Annotated in this window: 16 protein-coding genes; 4 read left to right on the top strand and 12 right to left on the bottom strand. The window is 67.1% G+C overall.

Annotation, left to right across the window (positions count from 1 at the left end):
* Positions 1-61: 61 nt before the first annotated feature.
* Complete coding sequence (locus X946_RS11735; protein WP_038747473.1) at positions 62-1,282, bottom strand: alpha-hydroxy acid oxidase; 1,221 nt, start codon at positions 1,280-1,282, stop codon at positions 62-64.
* 100 nt (positions 1,283-1,382) lie between these two features.
* Here X946_RS11735 and X946_RS11730 point away from each other — a divergent pair, with 100 nt between their 5' ends.
* On the top strand, positions 1,383-2,270 hold the full coding sequence (locus tag X946_RS11730; RefSeq protein ID WP_038747470.1) for a LysR family transcriptional regulator: 888 nt from the start codon (positions 1,383-1,385) through the stop codon (positions 2,268-2,270).
* A gap of 21 nt (positions 2,271-2,291) precedes the next feature.
* Here the strand turns inward: X946_RS11730 and X946_RS11725 are convergent, their stop codons facing one another.
* The 6 genes from X946_RS11725 to X946_RS11700 form a co-directional block, all read right to left on the bottom strand.
* Complete coding sequence (locus X946_RS11725) at positions 2,292-3,557, bottom strand: MFS transporter (protein WP_052145060.1); 1,266 nt, start codon at positions 3,555-3,557, stop codon at positions 2,292-2,294.
* Positions 3,558-3,706: 149 nt separating this feature from the next.
* On the bottom strand, positions 3,707-4,597 hold the full coding sequence (locus X946_RS11720; protein WP_038747467.1) for an amidohydrolase family protein: 891 nt from the start codon (positions 4,595-4,597) through the stop codon (positions 3,707-3,709).
* A gap of 242 nt (positions 4,598-4,839) precedes the next feature.
* On the bottom strand, positions 4,840-6,159 hold the full coding sequence (locus tag X946_RS11715) for an MFS transporter (RefSeq protein ID WP_038747463.1): 1,320 nt from the start codon (positions 6,157-6,159) through the stop codon (positions 4,840-4,842).
* Between the two features lie 506 nt (positions 6,160-6,665).
* A complete protein-coding gene (locus X946_RS11710; protein ID WP_038747460.1) occupies positions 6,666-7,709 on the bottom strand; it encodes a Vgb family protein in 1,044 nt (347 codons plus the stop codon).
* A gap of 87 nt (positions 7,710-7,796) precedes the next feature.
* Positions 7,797-8,573 carry a crotonase/enoyl-CoA hydratase family protein gene (locus X946_RS11705; protein ID WP_038747457.1) on the bottom strand — a complete coding sequence of 259 codons (777 nt, stop codon included), beginning with the start codon at positions 8,571-8,573 and terminating at the stop codon, positions 7,797-7,799.
* 41 nt (positions 8,574-8,614) lie between these two features.
* The gene (locus X946_RS11700) at positions 8,615-8,935 is read right to left on the bottom strand and encodes a hypothetical protein (RefSeq protein ID WP_152611691.1); all 321 of its coding nucleotides are present in this window, start codon (positions 8,933-8,935) and stop codon (positions 8,615-8,617) included.
* Positions 8,936-9,684: 749 nt separating this feature from the next.
* Here X946_RS11700 and ald point away from each other — a divergent pair.
* From ald to X946_RS11680, 3 genes are all read left to right on the top strand, one after another.
* Positions 9,685-10,800 (top strand): alanine dehydrogenase, encoded by a 1,116-nt coding sequence (ald, locus tag X946_RS11690; protein ID WP_038747572.1) that lies wholly within the window; start codon positions 9,685-9,687, stop codon positions 10,798-10,800.
* Between the two features lie 447 nt (positions 10,801-11,247).
* Complete coding sequence (locus X946_RS11685; protein ID WP_038747449.1) at positions 11,248-11,595, top strand: hypothetical protein; 348 nt, start codon at positions 11,248-11,250, stop codon at positions 11,593-11,595.
* 592 nt (positions 11,596-12,187) lie between these two features.
* A complete protein-coding gene (locus X946_RS11680; protein WP_038747446.1) occupies positions 12,188-12,694 on the top strand; it encodes a lecithin retinol acyltransferase family protein in 507 nt (168 codons plus the stop codon).
* A gap of 347 nt (positions 12,695-13,041) precedes the next feature.
* Here the strand turns inward: X946_RS11680 and X946_RS11675 are convergent, their stop codons facing one another.
* The 5 genes from X946_RS11675 to X946_RS11660 form a co-directional block, all read right to left on the bottom strand.
* A complete protein-coding gene (locus X946_RS11675) occupies positions 13,042-13,353 on the bottom strand; it encodes an H-NS histone family protein (RefSeq protein WP_038747569.1) in 312 nt (103 codons plus the stop codon).
* 393 nt (positions 13,354-13,746) lie between these two features.
* Positions 13,747-14,064, bottom strand: a complete 318-nt coding sequence (locus tag X946_RS33655; protein ID WP_152611690.1) for a hypothetical protein — start codon at positions 14,062-14,064, stop codon at positions 13,747-13,749.
* 63 nt (positions 14,065-14,127) lie between these two features.
* Entirely contained in the window at positions 14,128-15,822 is a 1,695-nt protein-coding gene (locus X946_RS11670; protein ID WP_235364015.1) for an alpha/beta hydrolase, read from the bottom strand.
* 479 nt (positions 15,823-16,301) lie between these two features.
* Positions 16,302-17,387, bottom strand: coding sequence for a fimbrial protein (locus X946_RS11665; RefSeq protein WP_081989519.1), 1,086 nt, complete (start codon positions 17,385-17,387; stop codon positions 16,302-16,304).
* 33 nt (positions 17,388-17,420) lie between these two features.
* Positions 17,421-20,012, bottom strand: a complete 2,592-nt coding sequence (locus tag X946_RS11660; RefSeq protein WP_235364017.1) for a fimbria/pilus outer membrane usher protein — start codon at positions 20,010-20,012, stop codon at positions 17,421-17,423.
* Between the last annotated feature and the right edge of the window lie 44 nt (positions 20,013-20,056).

The following is a 20,056-nucleotide window of genomic DNA, read 5'->3' as shown; positions in this document are numbered from 1 at the left end:
CACGCATCATGTGCGACGTAACGGCGGATGCGACCGTGCAGCCCGCCGTGCCCCGGCGCGCTCAGCGCTTGCGGATCAGCACGTCGGGCGTGAGCTCGCCGCAGCCGTTCACCCCCAGCATCGCCATGTTGCGGTCCACTTCCTCGCGCAGCAGGCGGATCGCATGCGCGACGCCGGCCTCGCCCGCCACGGCCGCCGCATAGTTGAACGGCCGCCCGACGAACACCATGCGCGCGCCCAGCGCCAGCGCCTTCAGCACGTCCGATCCCCGGCGAAAGCCGCTGTCGATCATCACCGGGTAATCGTCGCCGACGGCCTGCACGACGTCGCGCAAGATCCGCAGCGGCGACGCTGCGCCATCGAGCTGCCGGCCGCCATGGTTCGACAGGATCACGCCGTCGGCGCCCGCGTCGCGCGCGATCAGCGCATCCTCGACGCTGAGAATGCCCTTGATCACCAGGTCGCCCTGCCATTGCTCGCGGATTTGCCGCACGTGCGCCCAGCTGAGGTGATCGCGCGCGGAGAAATCGCGCAGCACGTTGGCGGAAAGGATCGGCGCGCCGCGCGTCGCAAAGGAATTCTCGAAGTGCGGCATTCCGTGCGCGAGCAGCGTGCGCGCGAACGTGCGCAGCAGCCAGCGCGGCCGCGTCAGCCCGTCCCAGAGCAGGCGCGCGCCGGGGCGCAGCGGCGTCGAAAAGCCCGTGCGCACGTTGTTTTCGCGATTCGCGGACACGGGAATGTCGACGGTGACCACGAGCGTTCGGTAGCCTGCGCGCGCCACGCGTTCGAGCAGTGCGCGAATGCGCTCGGCATCTCCCGGAAGGTACGCCTGGAACCACGTACCCGGCGCGGCGGCGGCCACATCCTCCAGCGGAATCAGCGACGAGCCGCTCATGATCGACGCAATCCCCGCGCGCTGCGCGGCGCGCGCCAGCACGACGTCGCCGCGATAGGCCGACAGCGCGCAGATGCCCATCGGCGCAATGCCGAACGGCGACGCATAGCGCCGCCCGAACAATTCCACCGCCTGCTGCCGCCGGGAAACGTCGCACAGCACGCGCGTGACGAAACCGTATTCGTCGAACACGTCGCGGTTGTCGTCGCGGGTGCGGTTGTCTTCCGCCGCGCCGCTGACGTAGCCGAAGATCGGGCGCGGCAGCGCGCGGCGCGCCTTGGCCTCGAAGTCTTGCAGGCTCAGCACGTCGTGCAGGACGCGCGGCGGCTTGCCGGTGCTGGCCGCAGGCCGGCCGTCTTCCGCGATGGGAGAGGTAAGGGTGCTCATCTATGGGCTTTCCTGATGCGACGCTGCCATTCTATGCAGCCGATGTATCGATAAAAAGCGATAATCTTCAAACGAAATCGTTCGATAAAAGCGAAGAACCATGGCAACTCCGACGCTCAAGCAACTGGACGCCTTCTATTGGGCGGCGACCTGCGCCAATTTCTCGACGGCGGCGCAGCGGCTTCACCTGTCGATCTCTTCGTTGTCCAAGCGGATCAACGAACTGGAGCAGGCCGTGGGACGCACGCTGTTCGACCGCAGCGGCCACCGCGCCGTGCTGACCGAGGACGGCGAAACGCTGCTGCCGGCCGCCGTTCGCGTTCTGGAAGCCGTCGCGGCGTTGCAGGACGCGTTCGCGGAAGACAAGGGATTGACGGGCCGCCTGCGCTTCGGCGTCGGCGAGCTGTCGGCGCTGACCTGGCTGCCTCGCTTCGTCGCGGCCGTTCAGAAACTGCATCCGCAGTTGATCCTCGAGCCGTATGTCGACGTCGGCGCGGCGCTCGAAGAGAAAGTGGATGCGGGAGAACTCGATTTCGCGGTGGTCGCGGGCCGTTCGTCGCGCGGCAGCATCCTGTCGCAGCCGGTGGCGGAAGCGCGGTTCGCGTGGATGGCCGCGGAGAAATTGGTCGACGGCGAACGCACGTTGACGCCCGAGCTGATCGCGCGCCATGCGCTCGTCATTCTGCCTTCCGGCTCGGGCGTCACGCGCATCCTCGACGAATGGCTGCTCGCCTGCGGCATCGACCATCCGCGACGCATCACCTGCAACAACTGGAGCGCGGTGGCGGGCATGCTGCGCGAAGGCGTCGGCATCGGCTTCCTGCCCGCCGATTGGGCCGATGCGCGAACGGGCGGCGGCCTCGTGCAATTGACGAGCGAGCCGCCGCTGTCGCCGCTCAACTATGCGTTCCAGTGGCGGCGCGGCGACATGCGCGGGCTGATTCCGTCGATGCTGGCGCTGGTGCGGCGGCATGCGGATTTTCGCTGAGCGGGCGCACGGCGGCTCGCGTCAGGAAATCTCGCGCCCTTTCGTCTCGGGCAGCAGCAGCGCCGCCATCAGCACGATCACATAGGCCCCGCCCGCGAACATGCCGATGGCCGTGCCGAGGCCGCCCGTTTTCGCGAGATAGCCGACCAGGCTCGGAAACAGCGCGCCGATGCCGCGTCCGAAGTTGTACGCGAACCCTTGCCCGTTCGCGCGCACCGCGGACGGGAAAAGCTCGGTCAGATACGCGCCCATGCCGCTGAAGATCCCCGACGCCGAGAAGCCGAGCGGAAATCCGAGGAGCAGCATTTGCTGGTTCGACAGGTGAAGCTGCGTATAGACGAACACGCACGCGCCCGACAGCACGGAGAACACGAGAAGATTCGCGCGGCGGCCGAGACGGTCGGTCAGATGGGCGCCCGTCAGGTATCCGGCGAACGAGCCCGCGATGATGACGAGCAGATAGCCGCCGGTGCCGATCACCGACAGGTGGCGCTCCGTCTTCAGGAACGTCGGCAGCCATGTCGTGACCGCGTAGTAGCCGCCCTGGACGCCCGTGCAGAGCAGCGCGCTCAGGGCCGTCGTCCGGACGAGAGCGGGAGAAAAGATCGCCCAGGCCGGCATCGGATTCGCGCTTGCCGCTTCGCGCTTGCGCGTGCGCTGGAACAGCTCCGGCTCCGGCACCTTCCTGCGGATGAACACGACGAGCAGCGCCGGCGCGACGCCCGCCCAGAACAGCGCGCGCCACGCGTAATTTTCCGGCAGCATGGAAAACGACAGCGTGTACAGGATCGCCGCGACCGCCCAGCCGATCGCCCAGCCGCTTTGCACCGTGCCGACCGCGCGACCGCGATATTCGGTGCGCACGATCTCGCCCATCAGCACCGAGCCGACCGCCCATTCGCCGCCGAAGCCGAGCCCCTGAAGCGCCCGCAACACAACAATCTGCTCGAAGTTTTGTGCAAAGCCGATCAGCACCGTGCACGCGGAAAACCACAGGATCGTGAACTGCAGAATGCGGACGCGGCCGAAGCGGTCGGCGAGGATGCCGGCCAGCCAGCCGCCGATCGCCGAGAACAGCAGCGTGATCGTCGCCAGCATGCCGGCCTGGGCCTTGTCGATGTGAAATACGTCGATCAACGTCGCGATGACGAACGTGAACACCATGAAATCGAGCGCATCGAGCGCCCAGCCGCCGAACGCGGCGACGAACGTCCGCTTCTCGACCACCGTCATCCGTGCGAACCAGCGTTCTTCGCCGGCCGCCGACACCTGGCTGTTGCCGTTCATGTGTTGTCTCCTCCTCATTGGCGATTGGCGCATGAAAAGCGCCCGGTGGCCTCACGGCCCCATTGCCTCAGTGAATCATTGGCCCGTCGGCCCACTGCCCCATTTGCTCCATGGCTCCATTGGCTCCATGCCCCCGTTATCGGGCGCTCTTACGCGAAGCCGTACAGACGGGCCGGATTGCTCACCAGGATCTTGTGGCGAGCGGTCTCGTCGGGCGCCCAATCGGCAACGAGATTGAGCAGACCGCCGGTGTTCGGCATGCGCTGCGGCGCGAGCGACACATGCGGCCAGTCGCTGCCCCACACCATGCGCTCGGGCGCATCGTCGATCAGCGTTCGCGCGAAAGGCGCCGCGTCGTCGAAGGCCGGGAATCGCTCGCTGATGCGATACGCGCCGGAGAGCTTGACCCAGTAACCGTGCTCGGTCACCAGATGGCGCAACGCGACGAAGCCCGGCGCCGACAGACCGTCGGCCACGGGCGTATGGCCCATGTGATCGATGACGCCCGTCACCGGCAGCTTCATCATGCGCGGCATGAGTTCGGGCAGCGCCTTGACGTCCATGAGGAATTGCAGATGCCAGCCGAGATCCTTCACGCGATGCGCGAGCGTCTCCATCGCCGCGAAGCCGATGCCGCCGCCGAACAGCACGTTGATGCGCAGGCCGCGCACGCCGGCCGCATGCATCGCCTCCAGTTCGCGGTCGGACACGCCGGGCGCGACCACCGCGACGCCGCGCAATCGCCGCGGATGCCGGCCGAGCACCTCGAGCATGTAGCGGTTGTCGGTGCCGTACACGCTGATCTGCACCAGCACCCCGTACGTCATCCCGGTTGCGTCGAGCATCGCGAGATACTTCTCTTCCGGCGCGGGCGGCGGCGTGTAGCTGCGATCGTCGACCATCCGGTAGGCGGGGTCGGCCGAGACGACATGCGCATGCGTGTCGACCGCGCCGCGCGGCATTGCAAAGCGCGGCGGCTCGATATCCGGCAGCGGCGCCGCGCACGCAGATGCGGTGGAAAAGCGGGAAAGTCCGGTCATCGCTACGTCCTCGTTGCGTGAGAAGAACCCTGCGCAAGCTGGGCGGAACCCGTCGCGCGTGCGCGTCGGCTGGCCGAGTCGCCGGGCGCGCCCGTTGCCCGCCGCGCCGCTTCACGGTCGCTGACTCGGGTGAGTCCGCCGCGATCGCCCTCGCGGCGCATCGAAACCGCGTGATGCGCGAGCGGCGAAATCCGGTGCGGACATTCGTCGCGCTCGCGCCATCACATGCGCCGCGGCCCGACTCAGTCCTGATCGATGCGCGACACCTGCTTGGGATCGGGCATCCACAGATAACACAGCAGCGACACCAGCACGCACGCGGACACATACCAGAAGAACCAGGTTTCGTGCCCGATGCTCTTGGTCCACAGCGCGATGTATTCGGCGGTCCCGCCGAACAGCGACACCGTGATCGCGTAAGGCAAGCCCACGCCCAGCGCGCGAATCCCGACCGGAAAAAGCTCGGCCTTGGCGACCGCGCTGACGGACGAATACAGGCTGACGATGAAGAGCGCGGCCGAGATCAGCATGAGCGCGCCGCCCATGGTCGAGACCGTCGTCAGCGCGTTGAAGATCGGCACCGTGCACACCGAGCCGAGCACGCCGAAGGCGATCAGCAGCGGACGGCGGCCGACCCGATCCGACAGGCTGCCGAACACCGGTTGCATCAGCACGAACGCGATCAGGCTGATGACGGACACCATCGACGCGTCCGCCTTGCTCATCCCCGCGCTGTTGACCAGGAATTTCTGCATGTACGTGGTGTACGCGTAGAACGCGACCGTGCCGCCGAGCGTCAGGCCCGCGACGATCAGGCATTCGCGCTTGTGCCTGAACAGCTCCGCGACCGGCGTGCGGCTGCGCTTGCCCAGCCGATGCTGTTCGAACGATTCCGTTTCTTCCATGTTGCGGCGCAGGAAGATCGCGACGCCCGCCGCCAGAGATCCGATCAGGAACGGAATGCGCCAGCCCCAGCTTTCCAGTTGCGCGGCGCTCAGAAAAAACTGCTGCAGCGCGACGAGCACCGCCATCGCAAGCAGCTGGCCGAGCGACAGCGTCGCGAACAGGAAGCTCGAATAGAAGCCGCGGTTCGTCTTGTCGGCCATTTCGCTCAGGTAAGTGGCCGAGCTCGCGTATTCGCCGCCGAGGCTCAACCCCTGCAGCAGCCGCGCGAGAACCAGCAGAACCGGGGCCGCGATGCCGATAGTGGCATAGCCGGGCGTCAAGCCGATGATCAGCGAACCCACGCACATCGCGAGCACCGAGATCAGCAGCGCGGCCTTGCGCCCCTTGCGATCCGCGTACAGGCCGACCAGCCAGCCGCCGATCGGCCGCATGACGAAACCGACCGCGAAGATGGCCGCCGTGTTGAGGAGCTGCACGGTCTGGCTGCCCGCCGGAAAGAAGACCTTGGCGAAGTACAGCGAAAACGCCGAATACACGTACCAGTCGTAGTACTCGATCAGGTTGCCGACCGAGCCGCTGAAGATGGAGCGAAGGCGGGCGAAGGTCCCGGCCGGCCGGGCATAGGGGGCAGTTGCAAGGGGGCGGGCTTGCGACACGTGATGTCTCCGGTTTCGATTGTCATCTCGATTGCGCGTGCGAATGCCGGCGGCGGGCGACGGCGCGCAATCGGGTACGGCAAGGGTAAGAGGAGCAAGCCGACGCAGAAAGCGAAATAATCGGAACAAGTTTGTTCGCTTTTGTGGAAAGTCTTGTGCGAGGCGGAGGCCGGTGCGCGTGGCCGGCTTCGCGCTGCGCGTTCTCGACGGGGCGGGTCGAGATCGGCGCGGGTTCATCGCGCCGCCAGCGTTTGGCCGTCTCGCGCTCCGCGAGCCGCCGGCTCTTCATGCAGCGCCGGGAGAATCGTCGATGCGCGATCCGCGATGCGACGCATCCATGCTCATGCTCATGCGAAGCCGCGCGTCGCCCCGAGCGATGCGCGGCGCGCGGCAACGTCGGCACATGGCGCGGCCGGGGAGCGGCCGGGTTGCCGTCGAGCATCGCAAAAGCCCGGACAGGGCCCCCGCGACTCGATCGAGCGCCGTTCCGGCGGCGGCGCACGCCGTCAGTCGCTTCCGTCGCCCGCCGCGCGAGACCGGTAGCGCAGCAGATGATCGGTGCCGGATTCGGACAACCAGACCTCTCCCCGACGGCCCATCATCTGGCGCACGTTCGCGTGCGGCCGCGGCAACGTCAACACGTCGAAACGCTCGGCGCGCGGGTCGAAGCGCACCAGCGCGTTCGCGCGCCATTCGCTGAGCCAGACGATGTCGCGGTCGTCGACGAATATCGCGTACGCATGCGGATGCTCACCGGGCAGCCGCCATTCCCGCCATCGGTGCGTCGCGGGATCGAACACGCCCACTTTTCCGGCGTTCCACTCGCTGATCCACACGCGCCCCGTCGAATCGGCCCACGCGCGGCGCGCGCCCTGATTCGGCGTGGGCGGCTCGATCACCTGCGCCGCGCCGCTCGCGGGATCGATGCGGCTGAGATAGTTGCCGGCCAGCGACGCGAAATACACGCTGCCGTCAGGCGTCGCGCAGATGCCGTACGGCCCGGCCCCGCGCGGCGCATCGAACACGCGCATGCGGGCGCTCGCCGGATCGAGCTCGCCGTAGATGCCGCTTTGCCCGGTAAACCACAGATGCCCGCGCGTGTCGAAGACGGCCGTGTTCAGATTGGCGTTCGCCCGCTCCTTCGGCAACGGAAAGCGCGTGACGGCAAGCGTCTTCGAGTCGACGCGGACGATCGCGTTCAGGCCGCCGTCCGTGATCCATGCCGCCCGATCCGGGCCGACGATCACGCCGTGCGGCGCGGCTCCCTCGCCGAGCGGAACCCAGTCGGACTTGCCGCCGCGCGGATCGAGGCGGCCCACCGCGCCGCGCGCCTGCGCGGTGTACCACACGGCGCCGTCGGGCGCGGGCGCGACATCGTGCGGCGCGCTGCCGGCCGGGACGGCGTACGAATCGAACGACGGCGGCTGCGCCCGCGCCGCCCCCACGGCGAGCATCGCGCTCGCCAGGCACGCCGCGAGCGACGCGGCCGGCCCGCTGCCGAGCACCCTGCGCGCCGCCGCGACGAAACGCTCTCTCGCAATCCTCGGCATGTTCGCCTCCCTGCCCGATGAACGGGTATCAAAGCGCGCCGGCGGTTCGGTCGCCGCCCCTTTATCGACGCTGGACGGCGACGCGCCTCAGTCGGAAAACGCGCCGTGCCGCCCCTGCCCGGCGCCGAAGCGCGCGGCGCCGGCCACGCCTTCCGCCAGCACGACCGGGACGCCCCTCGCCCCTTCCCGGCGCAGCGCTTGCGCGAGCGGCAAATCCCACTGCTCGTAGGCGGAACGCCGGTCCGCCAACATGCATTGCCGGGGAAATTGCGCGATCTGCCGGGCAAGGCGCGTCGCGTGAGCCAGCCCTTCGCCGTTCGGCACGACATAGTTGGCGAGCCCCATCTCCCTGGCTTCCGACGCATCGACGGGACGTCCGGTCAGAATCATGTCCATCGCACGCCCCATGCCGACGACGCGAGGCAATCTGACCGTGCCGCCGTCGATCAACGGGATACCCCAACGCCGGCAAAAAACGCCGAAGACGGCGCCCTCCTCCGCGACGCGAATGTCGGCCAGCAGCGCGAGCTCCAGCCCGCCCGCGACCGCGTAGCCGGACACCGCCGCGACGAGCGGCTTCGACAGCGCCATGCGGCTCGGCCCCATCGGCCCCGGCCCGCCGCCCGTTGCGTCGAGCGCGTTGCGCCGCGCGGGATCGCCGGCGGCCTTCAGGTCGGCGCCCGCGCAGAAGTTGCCGCCCGCGCCAGTCAGAACGGCCACCGCAAGTGCGGCGTCGGCCTCGAACCGGGCGAACGCGTCGCTCAGCTGCGAAGCGGTCGGGCCGTCGACGGCGTTGCGGCGCTCCGGCCGGTTGAGGGTGATCGTGCACACCGCGCCATCCGTTGCGAAAAGGACTTCGTCCATCGTCTCCCTCCCGGAGAGCAGACACCACCATTCGTTATACGTCAGATGGCGTCGAGCGAAACGAATTCGGCGCGAGCGTCGCGAAGGGGCGTCGATATCGGAGGGCGGCCGGGGCGGCGCGAATGGGCGTGACGTCGATCGGACTCGACGCCGATGCCGGCGCCTACGCCGCCACCAGCGCCAATGTCGATATCGACATCGACGAAACGGTCGAAGCCGGGCGTCGCGGCGCTGCCGGCGTCCGGGCCGACGCGCCGCGCATCGAACGCAGGCCGGCGTCCATCGATCGTCGCGCGCGACGGATGATCGACATCGATGTCGACGAACGACGGCAACCATGGCCGTTCACCGGCGATCGGCAACGTCGTCGGCGCGAGTCCGCCCGACGCGGCGGCCGCCGATGCGGGGCACGCGCATCGTTCCGTCGCCGATCGGACCGATCGGACCGATCTGACCGATCGGCCGCCCGCGCCGTCCAACGCCCATCACGCGAAATCGCGTGCGCGTTCCGGACGGCGCTCCCTCGCGATGCCTGAAAGCGAAGCCGGCCTGACGCAGCGCCATCCGTGCCGGCGACGAGCCGCCGTCGAAACGCGAAACAGGCGCGCCGAGAAGCAAAGCAAGCGGTCGGGCCGAGCATCGAGGTTCGATGCGGCAGCGGCAAGGTTTCCGTCCGTTTCGACCTAGAATCCGTTATTGATGCGTTGACGATTCATGTGCGCAATCCGGCGTCGAATCGGCCGGCGGCGTGCGGCATCCGTCGCGGCGCGAACGCGCGGGCGGCGCGCCTCACGTCAGGCCGCACCGAACGCCAGTTGGACATAGGCGGCCAAGCCGACCCTCGGCGGCATTTCGTCGGGAATGCAGATAAATCGCGCGGCGGCGGCAACGAAACATTCGTTGCCTCGGCCCGCGCATTCGAGCGATGTCCGCGGCAATCCCGCCGCCGCGCTTCGCGGCGACGAACGGCCGGCGACGGCGGCCACGCAGGCCGTTGCGGCCTGCGCGCAACGGCACGGCGATCCGCGAGAAATCGACGCAGCGACACGGACAAGACGATCGTAACGAGCTCAGCGGCTCGACGCCGGGCGATCACCCGAGGAGACGAATCATGCTGATTGGCGTGCCGAAGGAAATCAAGGTCTACGAATATCGCGTCGGCCTCACGCCGGCGGGCGCGCGCGAGCTTGCGCTGCACGGCCATCAGGTGCTTGTGCAGCGCAGCGCGGGCGCGGCGATCGGCCTGCGGGACGAGGATTACGCGGCGGCCGGCGCGATGCTCGCCGACGACGCGGCCGACGTCTATGCGCGCGCCGACATGATCGTCAAGGTCAAGGAGCCGCAGCCGGCCGAATGCGCGATGCTGCGGCGCGGGCAAATCCTGTACGCCTACCTGCATCTCGCGCCCGATCCCGCGCAGGCCGCCGCGCTCGTGAAGTCGCGCGCGGTCTGCATCGCGTACGAAACCGTCACCGCGCCCGGCGGCGGCCTGCCGCTGCTCGCGCCGATGAGCGAGGTGGCCGGACGCATGTCGATTCAGGTCGCCGCAGCGCACCTCGAAAGCCCCGGCGGCGGGATGGGCCTGCTGATGGCGGGCGTGCCCGGCGTGCCGGCCGCGCACGTCGTCGTGCTCGGCGCGGGCGTCGCCGGCACTTGCGCGCTGCAGATGGCGGTCGGGCTCGGCGCGCGCGTGACCGTGCTCGACACCAGCGTCGATCGCCTGCGCCAGCTCGACCTGATCTTCGGCAACCGAATCGCGACGCTCCATTCGAACGCGCATGCGATCGACGATGCGGTGCGCAACGCGGACGTCGTGATCGGCGCGGTGCTGGTGCCCGGTGCGTCCGCGCCGCGGCTCGTCACGCGCGAGATGGTCTCGAAGATGCGCGCCGGCGCGGTCGTCGTCGACATCGCGATCGATCAGGGCGGCTGCTTCGAAACGTCCCGCGCGACGACGCACGCGCAGCCCACCTACGTCGTCGACGGCGTCGTTCATTACTGCGTCGCGAACATGCCCGGCGCGGTCGCGCGCACGTCGACGTTCGCGCTCGGCAACGCGACGATTCGCCATGCGATCGCGATCGCGAACAAAGGCTGGAAGCGCGCGCTCGCCGATGATCCGTATCTGCGCGCCGGACTGAACGTCTGCGACGGCCACGTCACGCACGAAGCGGTCGCCCGCGCGCTCGGCCGCGCCTATATGCATGCGGACGAAATGCTCGACTGACTCGTCGCGCAGCGGTCCGAACGAATGAGATGCCCGACGACGGCCGCCGCCGCCGTTCGCGCGGCCTTGCACTCGGCTCGACCGCCGATTCGGCGCGCCGCCCGAGCACGCACACGACGCGCATCGCACGGTCCCGGCCGATGCCCTGCCCCGAGGCAAGCGCCTTGCTCGCGAACGCCGCGTTCGGGCGGGCATCGCCCGCCCGCCGCTCTTCGCGCGCATTCGTCCCGCGTCGCAAGCGTTGCGGCGCACGGCAGGCCGCACGACGCGGATTGCGACCGACGATGCAAGCCCGTCTGCGGGCAACGCGCCGAACCCACCCGATGCGCGCACGCGCGGCCGTGGCGGCCGATTGACGCACGTCAATCGGCGCTTTGTCGGAATGCATACGCTGAAACCGTGAGCAGCATCGCGGGATGCGCGCGCATTCACGGATCGGAGGCCATCATGCGGACCGGACATCATTTCTTTCCCGAACTCCGGCATGCGACGGTGCCGACCTATTTCGTCTCCTATCTGTTCCCGCTGCTTCTCGCGGGCTACGAAGCGTACCGCGTCGCATACTGGGTCAGCCGGCACGGCTGGCATTTCAGCGAGCTGTCGCAGGCGGGCTACGAATTCACGCTGATGCTGATCGTGTTCGCGCTGCAAGTCGTCCTCGACGGGCTGTTCTTCATCATCGCGTGGATCGGCCGGCATCCGGACGTCGAGCATCGGCTGTCGAATCTCACGCTCGGCATCATCTGCTCGGCGCTCGTGCTCGCGTTCGACGTCGTGCTGCAGGTTGCGTTCTGAATCGCCGGCGCGTGGCGCACGCGCCGCGCTTGCCGTATCGCCACCGATCGGGTGCGCAGAACTTGCGCGCTTGATCGGCTCGCCGCATGGCGCCGTGCCGGCGCAATCGACGATCGCCGTGACGAATCTCGGCGGCGGGGTCGGCACGGAAGCGCCCGGCGTCGTCCGTCGCTCGTCGCGCGCACGCGCGGGACCCGGGCGCATCGTCACGACGCGAAGCATATCGATCGGGCTCGATTCGCTTGCCTGCCTCCATCCGCCGGGTCGGTCGGGCAAGTGCAAGCACGCCGGCCGCCTCCGGCGAAACCGTGCGCGGCCGAACCCATGCAATGCAATTCGCCGATTCTCGCCGCGCATGTCCGACACGTGTTCGAGTGTCGGCGAATCCTCTCGCCGATGTCGGATATTTCCGACATCTCGCGCACTCATCGGACAACGATCTCCGACCAGGATGATTGAGACGCGCCGCCGCGCCGCCAATACTGAAACCGTGACAGCAAGCGAAGCGTTCGGCGCTCACGCGGCGTCGGGCTGACGTTCCGGCCGCCGCGTCGGCCGCGACGAACGGCTTCGCGATCGTCAGGAGCGCGCGATGAGCCAGCACATTCGACCGAAATCCGCAGGCGGCGCGGCCGAACTCGGTCTTCCGAGCGGCGCGCATCTGGTGACGAAACGCGTCGGCTATGCGCACCACGGCATCTATATCGGAAACGGCGACGTGGTTCACTACGCCGGCCTTTCCGGCAAACTCCGCGGCGGCCCCGTCGAGATCGTGTCGATCGAGCAATTCGCGGCGGGCTTCGGCGTCGAAGTCGTATCGCATCCATCGGCGGCCTATGCCGGCCCGGATGTCGTCGATCGTGCGACGTCGCGCCTCGGGGAGCGCGATTACCGGCTGCTCTCCAACAATTGCGAGCACTTCTGTTTGTGGTGCGTGTTCGGGCAAGGCCGAAGCGAACAGGTCGACGCGTGCATTCGCAATCCCGCGCGCGCGCTGGCCGTGCTCTTCCTGATGATCGCTTGCCGGCTCGCACATGGATGGCGCGCCGCCGCGGACGGCCTCGCCGCCGAAGCCCGCGTGGCCGCGGCGCACGCTTGACGAAGAACGGCGAAGGCGGCCTCGACGGCGTGCGCCGCGCATCGACATCATTCGCCGTCGACTTCCGGTGAAAGTCGCCTCAAGTCCGGATCGCCGTCGCGTGTCGCGCACATCGCGTGTACAGGAAGGCAGGAACCAACTGCCGCATCGGTCGCTTGACGCGCGAGTCGCGCGCCGATTTCGCTGCTCTTTCGGCATGCGCGGAATGCGCCGGCCATGCGCTCCTGCAACTGCGTCGTCACGCCGCCAGCGGCGGCATCACCCCTATCGGGCGGCGTGATTCAACGTGTTCGCCGGCGGCGGCTCCGAGATCTGCATCGTGCATCAGGCCGCGTGTACGCGCAGATTCAAGACGCGTCTTGCCCATCGGTACCGCTGCACCGCAATTCAAATTGCGTTCGATCCTTGCCGCGAATCCACGTTGGCTCACGCCCTGCTCCCGACCATGTCGCTCCACTGACGGGGTCATAATATCTGGCCCGAATCTTTCGCCTGCCACGTTGCCCGTCAGCGGAAAATATGTCGTCCGGGGAAAAACCAAACTCGCCGACACAAGACCTTATCTCCGCGAGAACAGCCTCTCTAGCCGCCGCTCGCTCCTCGGCCAAACGTGCCTCGAGCTCGATTTTCAGCTCTTTAAATCGTTGATACGCGTTCATTTCGTCACACTCTGATTTTTCAAACTCCGCCTTGTTTTCCATAACCCGATGACAATCCATCTCCCACGAGATTTCATCTCGGCGGCAAGATAATTGGTTCGCGTCATACGGTGGCGAAATGTCGCATGTCGTCAAACGCAGCGCCAAACTCGCACCACTTGCCCGGCGGTGCGCTCGCATGCCGCGCCTTCCCGGTTCGAAGCAAGATGGATGGTCGAGATGAAGCCCGGAAGAGTTTTGCCGATTGCGGTCGTACGGCGCGTAGCCGCCGCCTGACGATCGCGACCTGGACGACGTGAACCCAGCCTAGGTTATTCAAATGTAAGAAATTCGAGAATCGAAGTATTTCGAAAAAGTCGGTTCGCTTGCCCGAAGATTGACGGTATGCGTTCCTCATGACGAAGGCTCCGCGCGACCGGGCTGCACGCCCCAAGGAACGCTCAAAAAAGGTACGCAGCAACTGTCAACTTCGTTCGCTCGCTGCGCCCGACGCATCGTGATTCGGCACGTTGGGGGGGCCGCGCCGTGTGGCGCGGCGAGCTCCATGCGAAACGGTAGCGCGGCGATCGAGAAAAGCGCGACGGCACCAACCCTCGGCTTGCCGAGCGCGAACATCACCATCGCGACGCAGGTCGATAGCGACAGGGCGTCAATCGCCTCGGCATGCGCGGAAATGACGCTCGGATTCATCGCGCCGAGTCTCTTGTGCATTCAGGTGGCGGAAGCGCCGGGCGGCTCGCCCGTGCAGGACGGCCGCCGCATGACCGCGCGCGATCAGGGAATGGTCGCGGGTTCCAGTTCGAGGTCGACCACCCGTCGCTGCATGTCCTCGAATTCCGGGTCCGGGTCCGGGTCCGGCTCCGTCGATGCGATCGCGTTCGGAGCTTTCGCGCGCCGTGTCGCGTCGGGCCGAACGCCGATCACGCGCGCCGGTGTGGCAATCGCATCGTCGATGCGGGCAAGCAGATAGGAAAAGAACGGATTCGACGAAATCCTGAACATGGAATCGAGGCTGATCGTCAACACGCCCCGCTCGCCGCGCGGCACGAGCGCACCGAGCGAAACGCCGTATCGCGGGTTGTCCGCATTCGCCGGTTGCGAGCCGTAAAGCGCGTCATCGGGCGGAAACGGCAGCGCCACGTGCGACAGCGAGAAAATCTGCGGCGGATAGGGGAGCCCCAGATCACGGAAGTGCGTGCCCGCATCTCCTGCATCTCCTGCATCTCCTGCATCTCCCGCATCTCCTGCATCTCCCGCATCTCCTGCATCTCCCGCATCTCCCATATCGCCCGGCTCGACGGTGCGCTCGACCACGCCCCCATGCGCCGCCTCCGGTTTGTCCGCGGCGTTGCCGATCGTCGTGAGCCGGTAGTTCACCGGCAACGTCGGCAGTATCCTGGACAGTTCCCGTGTCGATGCCGGATCGATCAGCGCGCCGAATTTCGCGCGCCGATTGACGTCGAACACCACCAGTTCGCTGCCGTTGTCGGGAAGCATCGCATAGAGCCGCCTGACAATCGCCCGGGTGCTGACCGTGAAATCAAGCACCGACTGGAAAGTCAGTACGGGAGGAAGTCCGTCCAGCCTGCCCGCGCGCGCGAGGCGCGCGATCTGTTGCTGCAGCGCGCTGGTGAGGCGATGCGACTGGCGCGCCCCGTTGACCGGAAACGAGTTGTACTTGAACGGATTGAACTCCGGCACGATGCCGAGCCACGCGGCCCTCTCAAATGGCGGCAGCAGCGCGGGAAGCGCCGCGAGACCGGCAAACCTCGCATAGCGAGTGATGCCGATCATCGGCGAAACCAGGATGATGCGCGCGGGACGGGCAAGACGACTGTCCTCGAGGCTGTCGAGCGCATATTTCATCGCCAGCGCGCCGCCATTGGAAAAGCCGACGAGATGAATCGGGTTGCCGGGGCCGGCGCGGCGCTGCGCCTCGCGCACGGCAAGCCGAGTCGCCGCCATCCACGTTTCCCAATCGACGTTCGACAGGCCCGCGGGAACCGTGCCGTGCCCCGGAAGCCGGATGCCCACCGCCACGAAACCGCGCTCGACATAATGCCGCGCGATGTGGCGCAGGCTGTATGGCGAATCCGTCAGGCCGTGCAGCAACACGACCGCGCCGACGGGCTTGCCGGCCGGCAGCATTTCGTAAGAACGGTTCCAATCGTGCTCGAAGTGCGGCGGATAGATCGGACTGCCTTCGAAATAACGATTCGAAGGCACGCGCGCCTCCGGCGGCAAGCGCTCGCTCACTTGCGTTTTGACTTGTTCGAACAGAGCGTCCTCGCGACGCAAATAGCCGTCCCAGCCGCTCCGGTCGAGTTGCTCGACGTCGAGTTCGTCCGGCACGAAGGTATGCCAGGGTTCGAGCGCAGGCCCGTTGCGAACATCGTAGGCGCGCAGCGCGAGGAGCAGGGCGGCCAGCAGGGCGAGAGCAAGCAGCACGAAGCGCGCGGCTCGAGCCATTCGGAATCGACGCATCATGTTCGATGAATGGGACATAGGCTTCGCAGAGCGAATTGATGCATGAATCACGGTCCAATTACGGAATCGGACCGTGCGCGCACCCGGCGCTTCGCACCCGGACAATGCGAAAGCCGAGTTGGAGTCGGTCCCAAATTGTAATGTTCGGTACAGGCGAATACAAATCCGATCCTCCCTGGCGGACCTTGCCGTCAAGCCTGCCGCTCATTGCACGGCCGTACCGCTTCGCGCTCGAATGGGCGGATGGGCGGATGGGCGGATGCCATGCGTTCTCGTCTTGTCCGGCATGACGGGGAAACGAGGGATGACCGGTTCTTCTCCGAAAGCAGCCCAAATGCGAAAGAAGCTCACGCGGCGGCGATGTGATTACGCGCGCTCCGTCGCGTCGAAAACGCGGCCTGGCTATCGCCGCCGCGGCTATCCGACCACGTCGCCGGATAGCGCGGTGAAGGGCGTGGAGGCTACATGTAGCTGATGGTGTAAGTCGCCGTGGCGTTGGCGGGGCCGGGCGTGATGGTGTCGGCGGTTTGGTAATAGCGTGCCGAAAACGGAAGCTGGATTCGTCCGTCCGATTGCCATCGCGAGGTGACGTCCCAGGCAGAACCGAACTGCACGGCCGTCTGAGAGCCGGAATCGCCTTTCAGCACCTGCACGCCGACGCCGGTCGCCGCGCCCGCCTGCGCCGACAGCGCCAGCACGCCGGCGCTGTCATAGCCTGATGCGGTCTGGCCGTCCAACGTCAGCGCGACCGAAAACGCGCCGGTATTGCCCTGCTTGCAGTCGAGCTCCAGCATGAAATCCCGCGACGGCGATGTCGAACCGATGCCGGAGCCGAGGCCCGAGCGGCCATTGGCCGCGAACGTGCCGAGATTGACGACGGGATTGGCGTCTCCGACAACCGAGCACGTGCTCTTGGTAAACACCACGACATCTTGCAGTCCTCTGATGAAGTACATCGCGTTGCCGCCCTGGGCCAGCAAGTTCTGGTTCGGGTCCGCCACGCTGAGCACGTGCACGTAGTTGCTCGGCAGCTTGGTGTCGGAGCTCGTGGGCGTCTCCCCGATCTTCACGAGTTCGATGTCCACCGTGAACGGCACCGAAACGCTCTTGACCGCCGAGTCGACCAGCACGTCGGTCTTCCAGTTGGCCGCGGAATTGCCGCGGTCGCCGTTGTAGGTCACATAGATCGCGAGGCCGCTGCCGATCCTATTGCTGGTGGTCAGATCGGGACGACGCACGTACGCGTACTCGCTCGTCAACGGATACGTGACGTTCAGCATGCATTGAGCCGTACGGCTGACGCCGTGGGCGCTCATCAGCACGGTGCCGATCGGCGCGTCTTCCGGCACCAGGATTTTCTGGGTCAAATCGAGCAGCACGACGCTTTCGCCGCTGCCTACCGAACAGTTCTGCGTCGCGTGCGCCGCGCCGGCGCAGAGCAGGCTCAGCGCCACCCACGGCAGCAGGCGCCGCATCGACGTGCGCCCAAGCTTCAGTGTGTATTCCTTGATCACAATCGTCCTTTCATCATCGTGAGAAAACGCCATGCGCGCGGCAATCTCCGCCGCGGGAGCGCACGGTCAACCCGATGTCCGCGTCGCCGCGCGCGGGTGCATCGATGCGGCCTGATCGGCGTCCGTCGAGAACGGCTGACACACCGCGTCGAAACGCTGCAGATGTTTCAGCGGACCGGTCTTGCCGTCGGGCGCGTCGGGCGCCTGCTCGGGCAATGCAAGCGTGCAGGCATTGCGGTCTCGCTCGCCCCATCTGACGACGAGCTTCTCGAGCCCGTCGGCGAGGCGCGCGTACAACCGCCCGCTCTGACCGACGGTGCCGACCACGTTGCCGTCCGGATCGGCCACGGACGCGCCGAACGGCAGCACGCTGCCGCCAGGCAGCGTTCCCCGGATCAGGACCGGCCGGCCGACCACGGTGCCGTAGCGAACCTTGACGATCGCGCCGTTCCGGGGCGCAACCTGCTGCCGCGTCGTGAGCAGTTCGACGTCGTCGGGCAGCCCATTGGGATCGATGGACACTTCGTTGAGCCGGTACGGATTCAGGTACGGCACCACCGCATGGCCGTTGCGATCGAGCACGATGGCCGAATACCCGAGCACGCGCGCGCCGGCCGCCGCGGGCGCTTCCACGATCGCGATCGACTGCGCGTTGTACGGCGAGGCCGTGACGCCGCCGCCATCGGCAACGAGCATGCCGCTCGCGCCGGCGGACATCGCGCGGTAGCGATCGGCCACATCGAAGCTGCCCTGCAATGCGCTGTAGTGCGAGCGGTACAGCACCGACCCGTTGGCGCCGACGTCGCGGCTCGAATTGCGCGTCACGCCGACGCTGTAATCGAGCGAGCTGTCTTTCAGCGCGGTGCCGTTGACGGTGGAACGCACGCTGGTGCCGTCCGATCCGTTGGTCACCGCCATGTTGAGCGTCGGCGCGCGCGACTTGCCGCCGAGCGGCACCGACAGCGACAGCATGTAGAGGTTTTCCATCCGCCCAAGCGACGTGCGGCTGCGGCTGATCGAAGCCGTATAGCCGAGCGCGCGAAAATTGTTGCTGTAGCCGATCTGGAACTGCGTATCGCTGCCCGAACGGTCCCAGAAGTTCTGGCTGTAGCCGCTGACGTAGAGATTGCCGGCACGCGAGCCGAAGCCCTGGCTTGCCGTGACCGACAGGCGATTGCGCGGCCTGCTCGTCACCCACGAGGTATCGCTCAGCGTGCCGCGCCGCGCCTGATCGCTGTATTGCAGCGCGTTTTGCAGGTCCATGTAGCCCGACGACGAGAAGCGGTACGCCGCCACCGACAAATTGCTGTTGGTGGCGGTGATCAGCTTGCTGTACGTCGCACGCACGCTGGTGCCGTTGCGCCTGAAGCCGGCGGCCGACGCCCACGACTTGGTCACGTCGAGCGCGAAGGCGCCCAAGGGCGTGCTGAACGCGCCGCCCGCGAGCACGGCCCCATAGTCGTTCGTGACCTGGGCTCCCGCATACGCGGTGAAGCTGTTGGACAAGCCTCGCTGCACGGTTGCCTGAATCACCCTCGGCAGATAGCTCAACCCGCCGTACCGCACCATACCGGCGACCACGCTGTAGCGCGTCCTGCCGGGGCGCAGCAGTTGCGCGACCGACGCGTAAGGCACCTTGAACTGCTGCACGCGGCCGTCCGCCTCCGTCACCGTGACGTCGAGGTTGCCGCCATAGCCGGTGGGGTACAGATCGTCGATCACGAATTCGCCCGGCGCAACCGAGGTCTCGTACAGCACCGCGTCGCCCTGGCGCACCGTCACGCGCGCGTTGGTTTGCGCGATGCCGCGCACGACCGGCGCGTATCCGCGCATCGACTCCGGCCACATCTGATCGTCGGTGGCGAGCTGCACGCCGCGGAACGCGAAGGTGTCGAAGATTTCGCCGCTGGTATTGGATTCGCCCAACGTCACGCGCGCCTTCAGCGGCGTGATGTCGCGCTGCACGTAGGTCCGGATCGAGCTGTAGCGTGAAGGTTCGCGTTCGCGCCACTGGTAGGAGCCGCTATGGCGAAACATCCAGCCGCCGACGTTGAAGCCGGCATTGATGCCGACGTAAGCCGACTGCTGCGTCAGGTTGCCGGATTCGCTGCGGTAAAAGGTGGCGTTGTAGCCCAGCATGCCCGCCGTGACGCCCGAATCCCACAGCGCCGGATCGACGTAGCCTCGCGCATGGCGGCGTATCAACGCCTGCGGCAGGCTGACGTCGAGACGCAGCTCCGCTGTGTCGAGGCTGGCGCGCGCATCGTCGGACAGCGCCTCGATGCTGATGCAGCCGGCCGCGTCGGCCAGCCGCGCGAGCGTGTCCGCGGGCACCTGTGCGGGGTCGATGGCCAGGCGGTCGAACAGCGTGCGCGACACGCAGACGCGCGCGGCGCCGCCGTCGGAGCCGTCGCCCTGCTTGACGGTAACGGTTTCTCGGCCGATGAAGCGATCCGCCACGTAGACGTCCACGCGGTACTCGCCGGGCAGCAGCGGATTACCGTTGGCGAACCGGGACAAATCGACGGTCTCGCCCGAACCGGAGCGCAGGAAATTCTGATCGAAGCTCGCGCTGGCGAGCGTCGCCGTCGGCTCGCGCCGCGGCGCGGAAGCGGATGCGCCATCGCTCGCGGCCGACGCGCACTGCGCCACGCTCATGCTGGCCAGCAACGCCGCTGCGGGAAGTGGTTTGAGAACCGGCA

The organism is Burkholderia sp. ABCPW 111 (assembly GCF_000773065.1).
GTDB lineage: Bacteria > Pseudomonadota > Gammaproteobacteria > Burkholderiales > Burkholderiaceae > Burkholderia > Burkholderia savannae.
The sequence above is the reverse complement of the archived record's forward strand: the minus strand, read 5'-3'. Positions and strand labels throughout refer to the sequence as shown.

Bases quoted from the DNA above. Each gene is read 5' to 3' on its own strand.
- X946_RS11735 (WP_038747473.1), bottom strand. From the start codon at position 1,282: ATGAGCACCCTTACCTCTCCCATCGCGGAAGACGGCCGGCCTGCGGCC.
- X946_RS11730 (WP_038747470.1), top strand. From the start codon at position 1,383: ATGGCAACTCCGACGCTCAAGCAACTGGACGCCTTCTATTGGGCGGCG.
- X946_RS11725 (WP_052145060.1), bottom strand. From the start codon at position 3,557: ATGAACGGCAACAGCCAGGTGTCGGCGGCCGGCGAAGAACGCTGGTTC.
- X946_RS11720 (WP_038747467.1), bottom strand. From the start codon at position 4,597: ATGACCGGACTTTCCCGCTTTTCCACCGCATCTGCGTGCGCGGCGCCG.
- X946_RS11710 (WP_038747460.1), bottom strand. From the start codon at position 7,709: ATGCCGAGGATTGCGAGAGAGCGTTTCGTCGCGGCGGCGCGCAGGGTG.
- X946_RS11705 (WP_038747457.1), bottom strand. From the start codon at position 8,573: ATGGACGAAGTCCTTTTCGCAACGGATGGCGCGGTGTGCACGATCACC.
- ald (WP_038747572.1), top strand. From the start codon at position 9,685: ATGCTGATTGGCGTGCCGAAGGAAATCAAGGTCTACGAATATCGCGTC.
- X946_RS11685 (WP_038747449.1), top strand. From the start codon at position 11,248: ATGCGGACCGGACATCATTTCTTTCCCGAACTCCGGCATGCGACGGTG.
- X946_RS11680 (WP_038747446.1), top strand. From the start codon at position 12,188: ATGAGCCAGCACATTCGACCGAAATCCGCAGGCGGCGCGGCCGAACTC.
- X946_RS11675 (WP_038747569.1), bottom strand. From the start codon at position 13,353: ATGAACGCGTATCAACGATTTAAAGAGCTGAAAATCGAGCTCGAGGCA.
- X946_RS33655 (WP_152611690.1), bottom strand. From the start codon at position 14,064: ATGCACAAGAGACTCGGCGCGATGAATCCGAGCGTCATTTCCGCGCAT.
- X946_RS11670 (WP_235364015.1), bottom strand. From the start codon at position 15,822: ATGGCTCGAGCCGCGCGCTTCGTGCTGCTTGCTCTCGCCCTGCTGGCC.
- X946_RS11665 (WP_081989519.1), bottom strand. From the start codon at position 17,387: ATGGCGTTTTCTCACGATGATGAAAGGACGATTGTGATCAAGGAATAC.
- X946_RS11660 (WP_235364017.1), bottom strand. From the start codon at position 20,012: ATGAGCGTGGCGCAGTGCGCGTCGGCCGCGAGCGATGGCGCATCCGCT.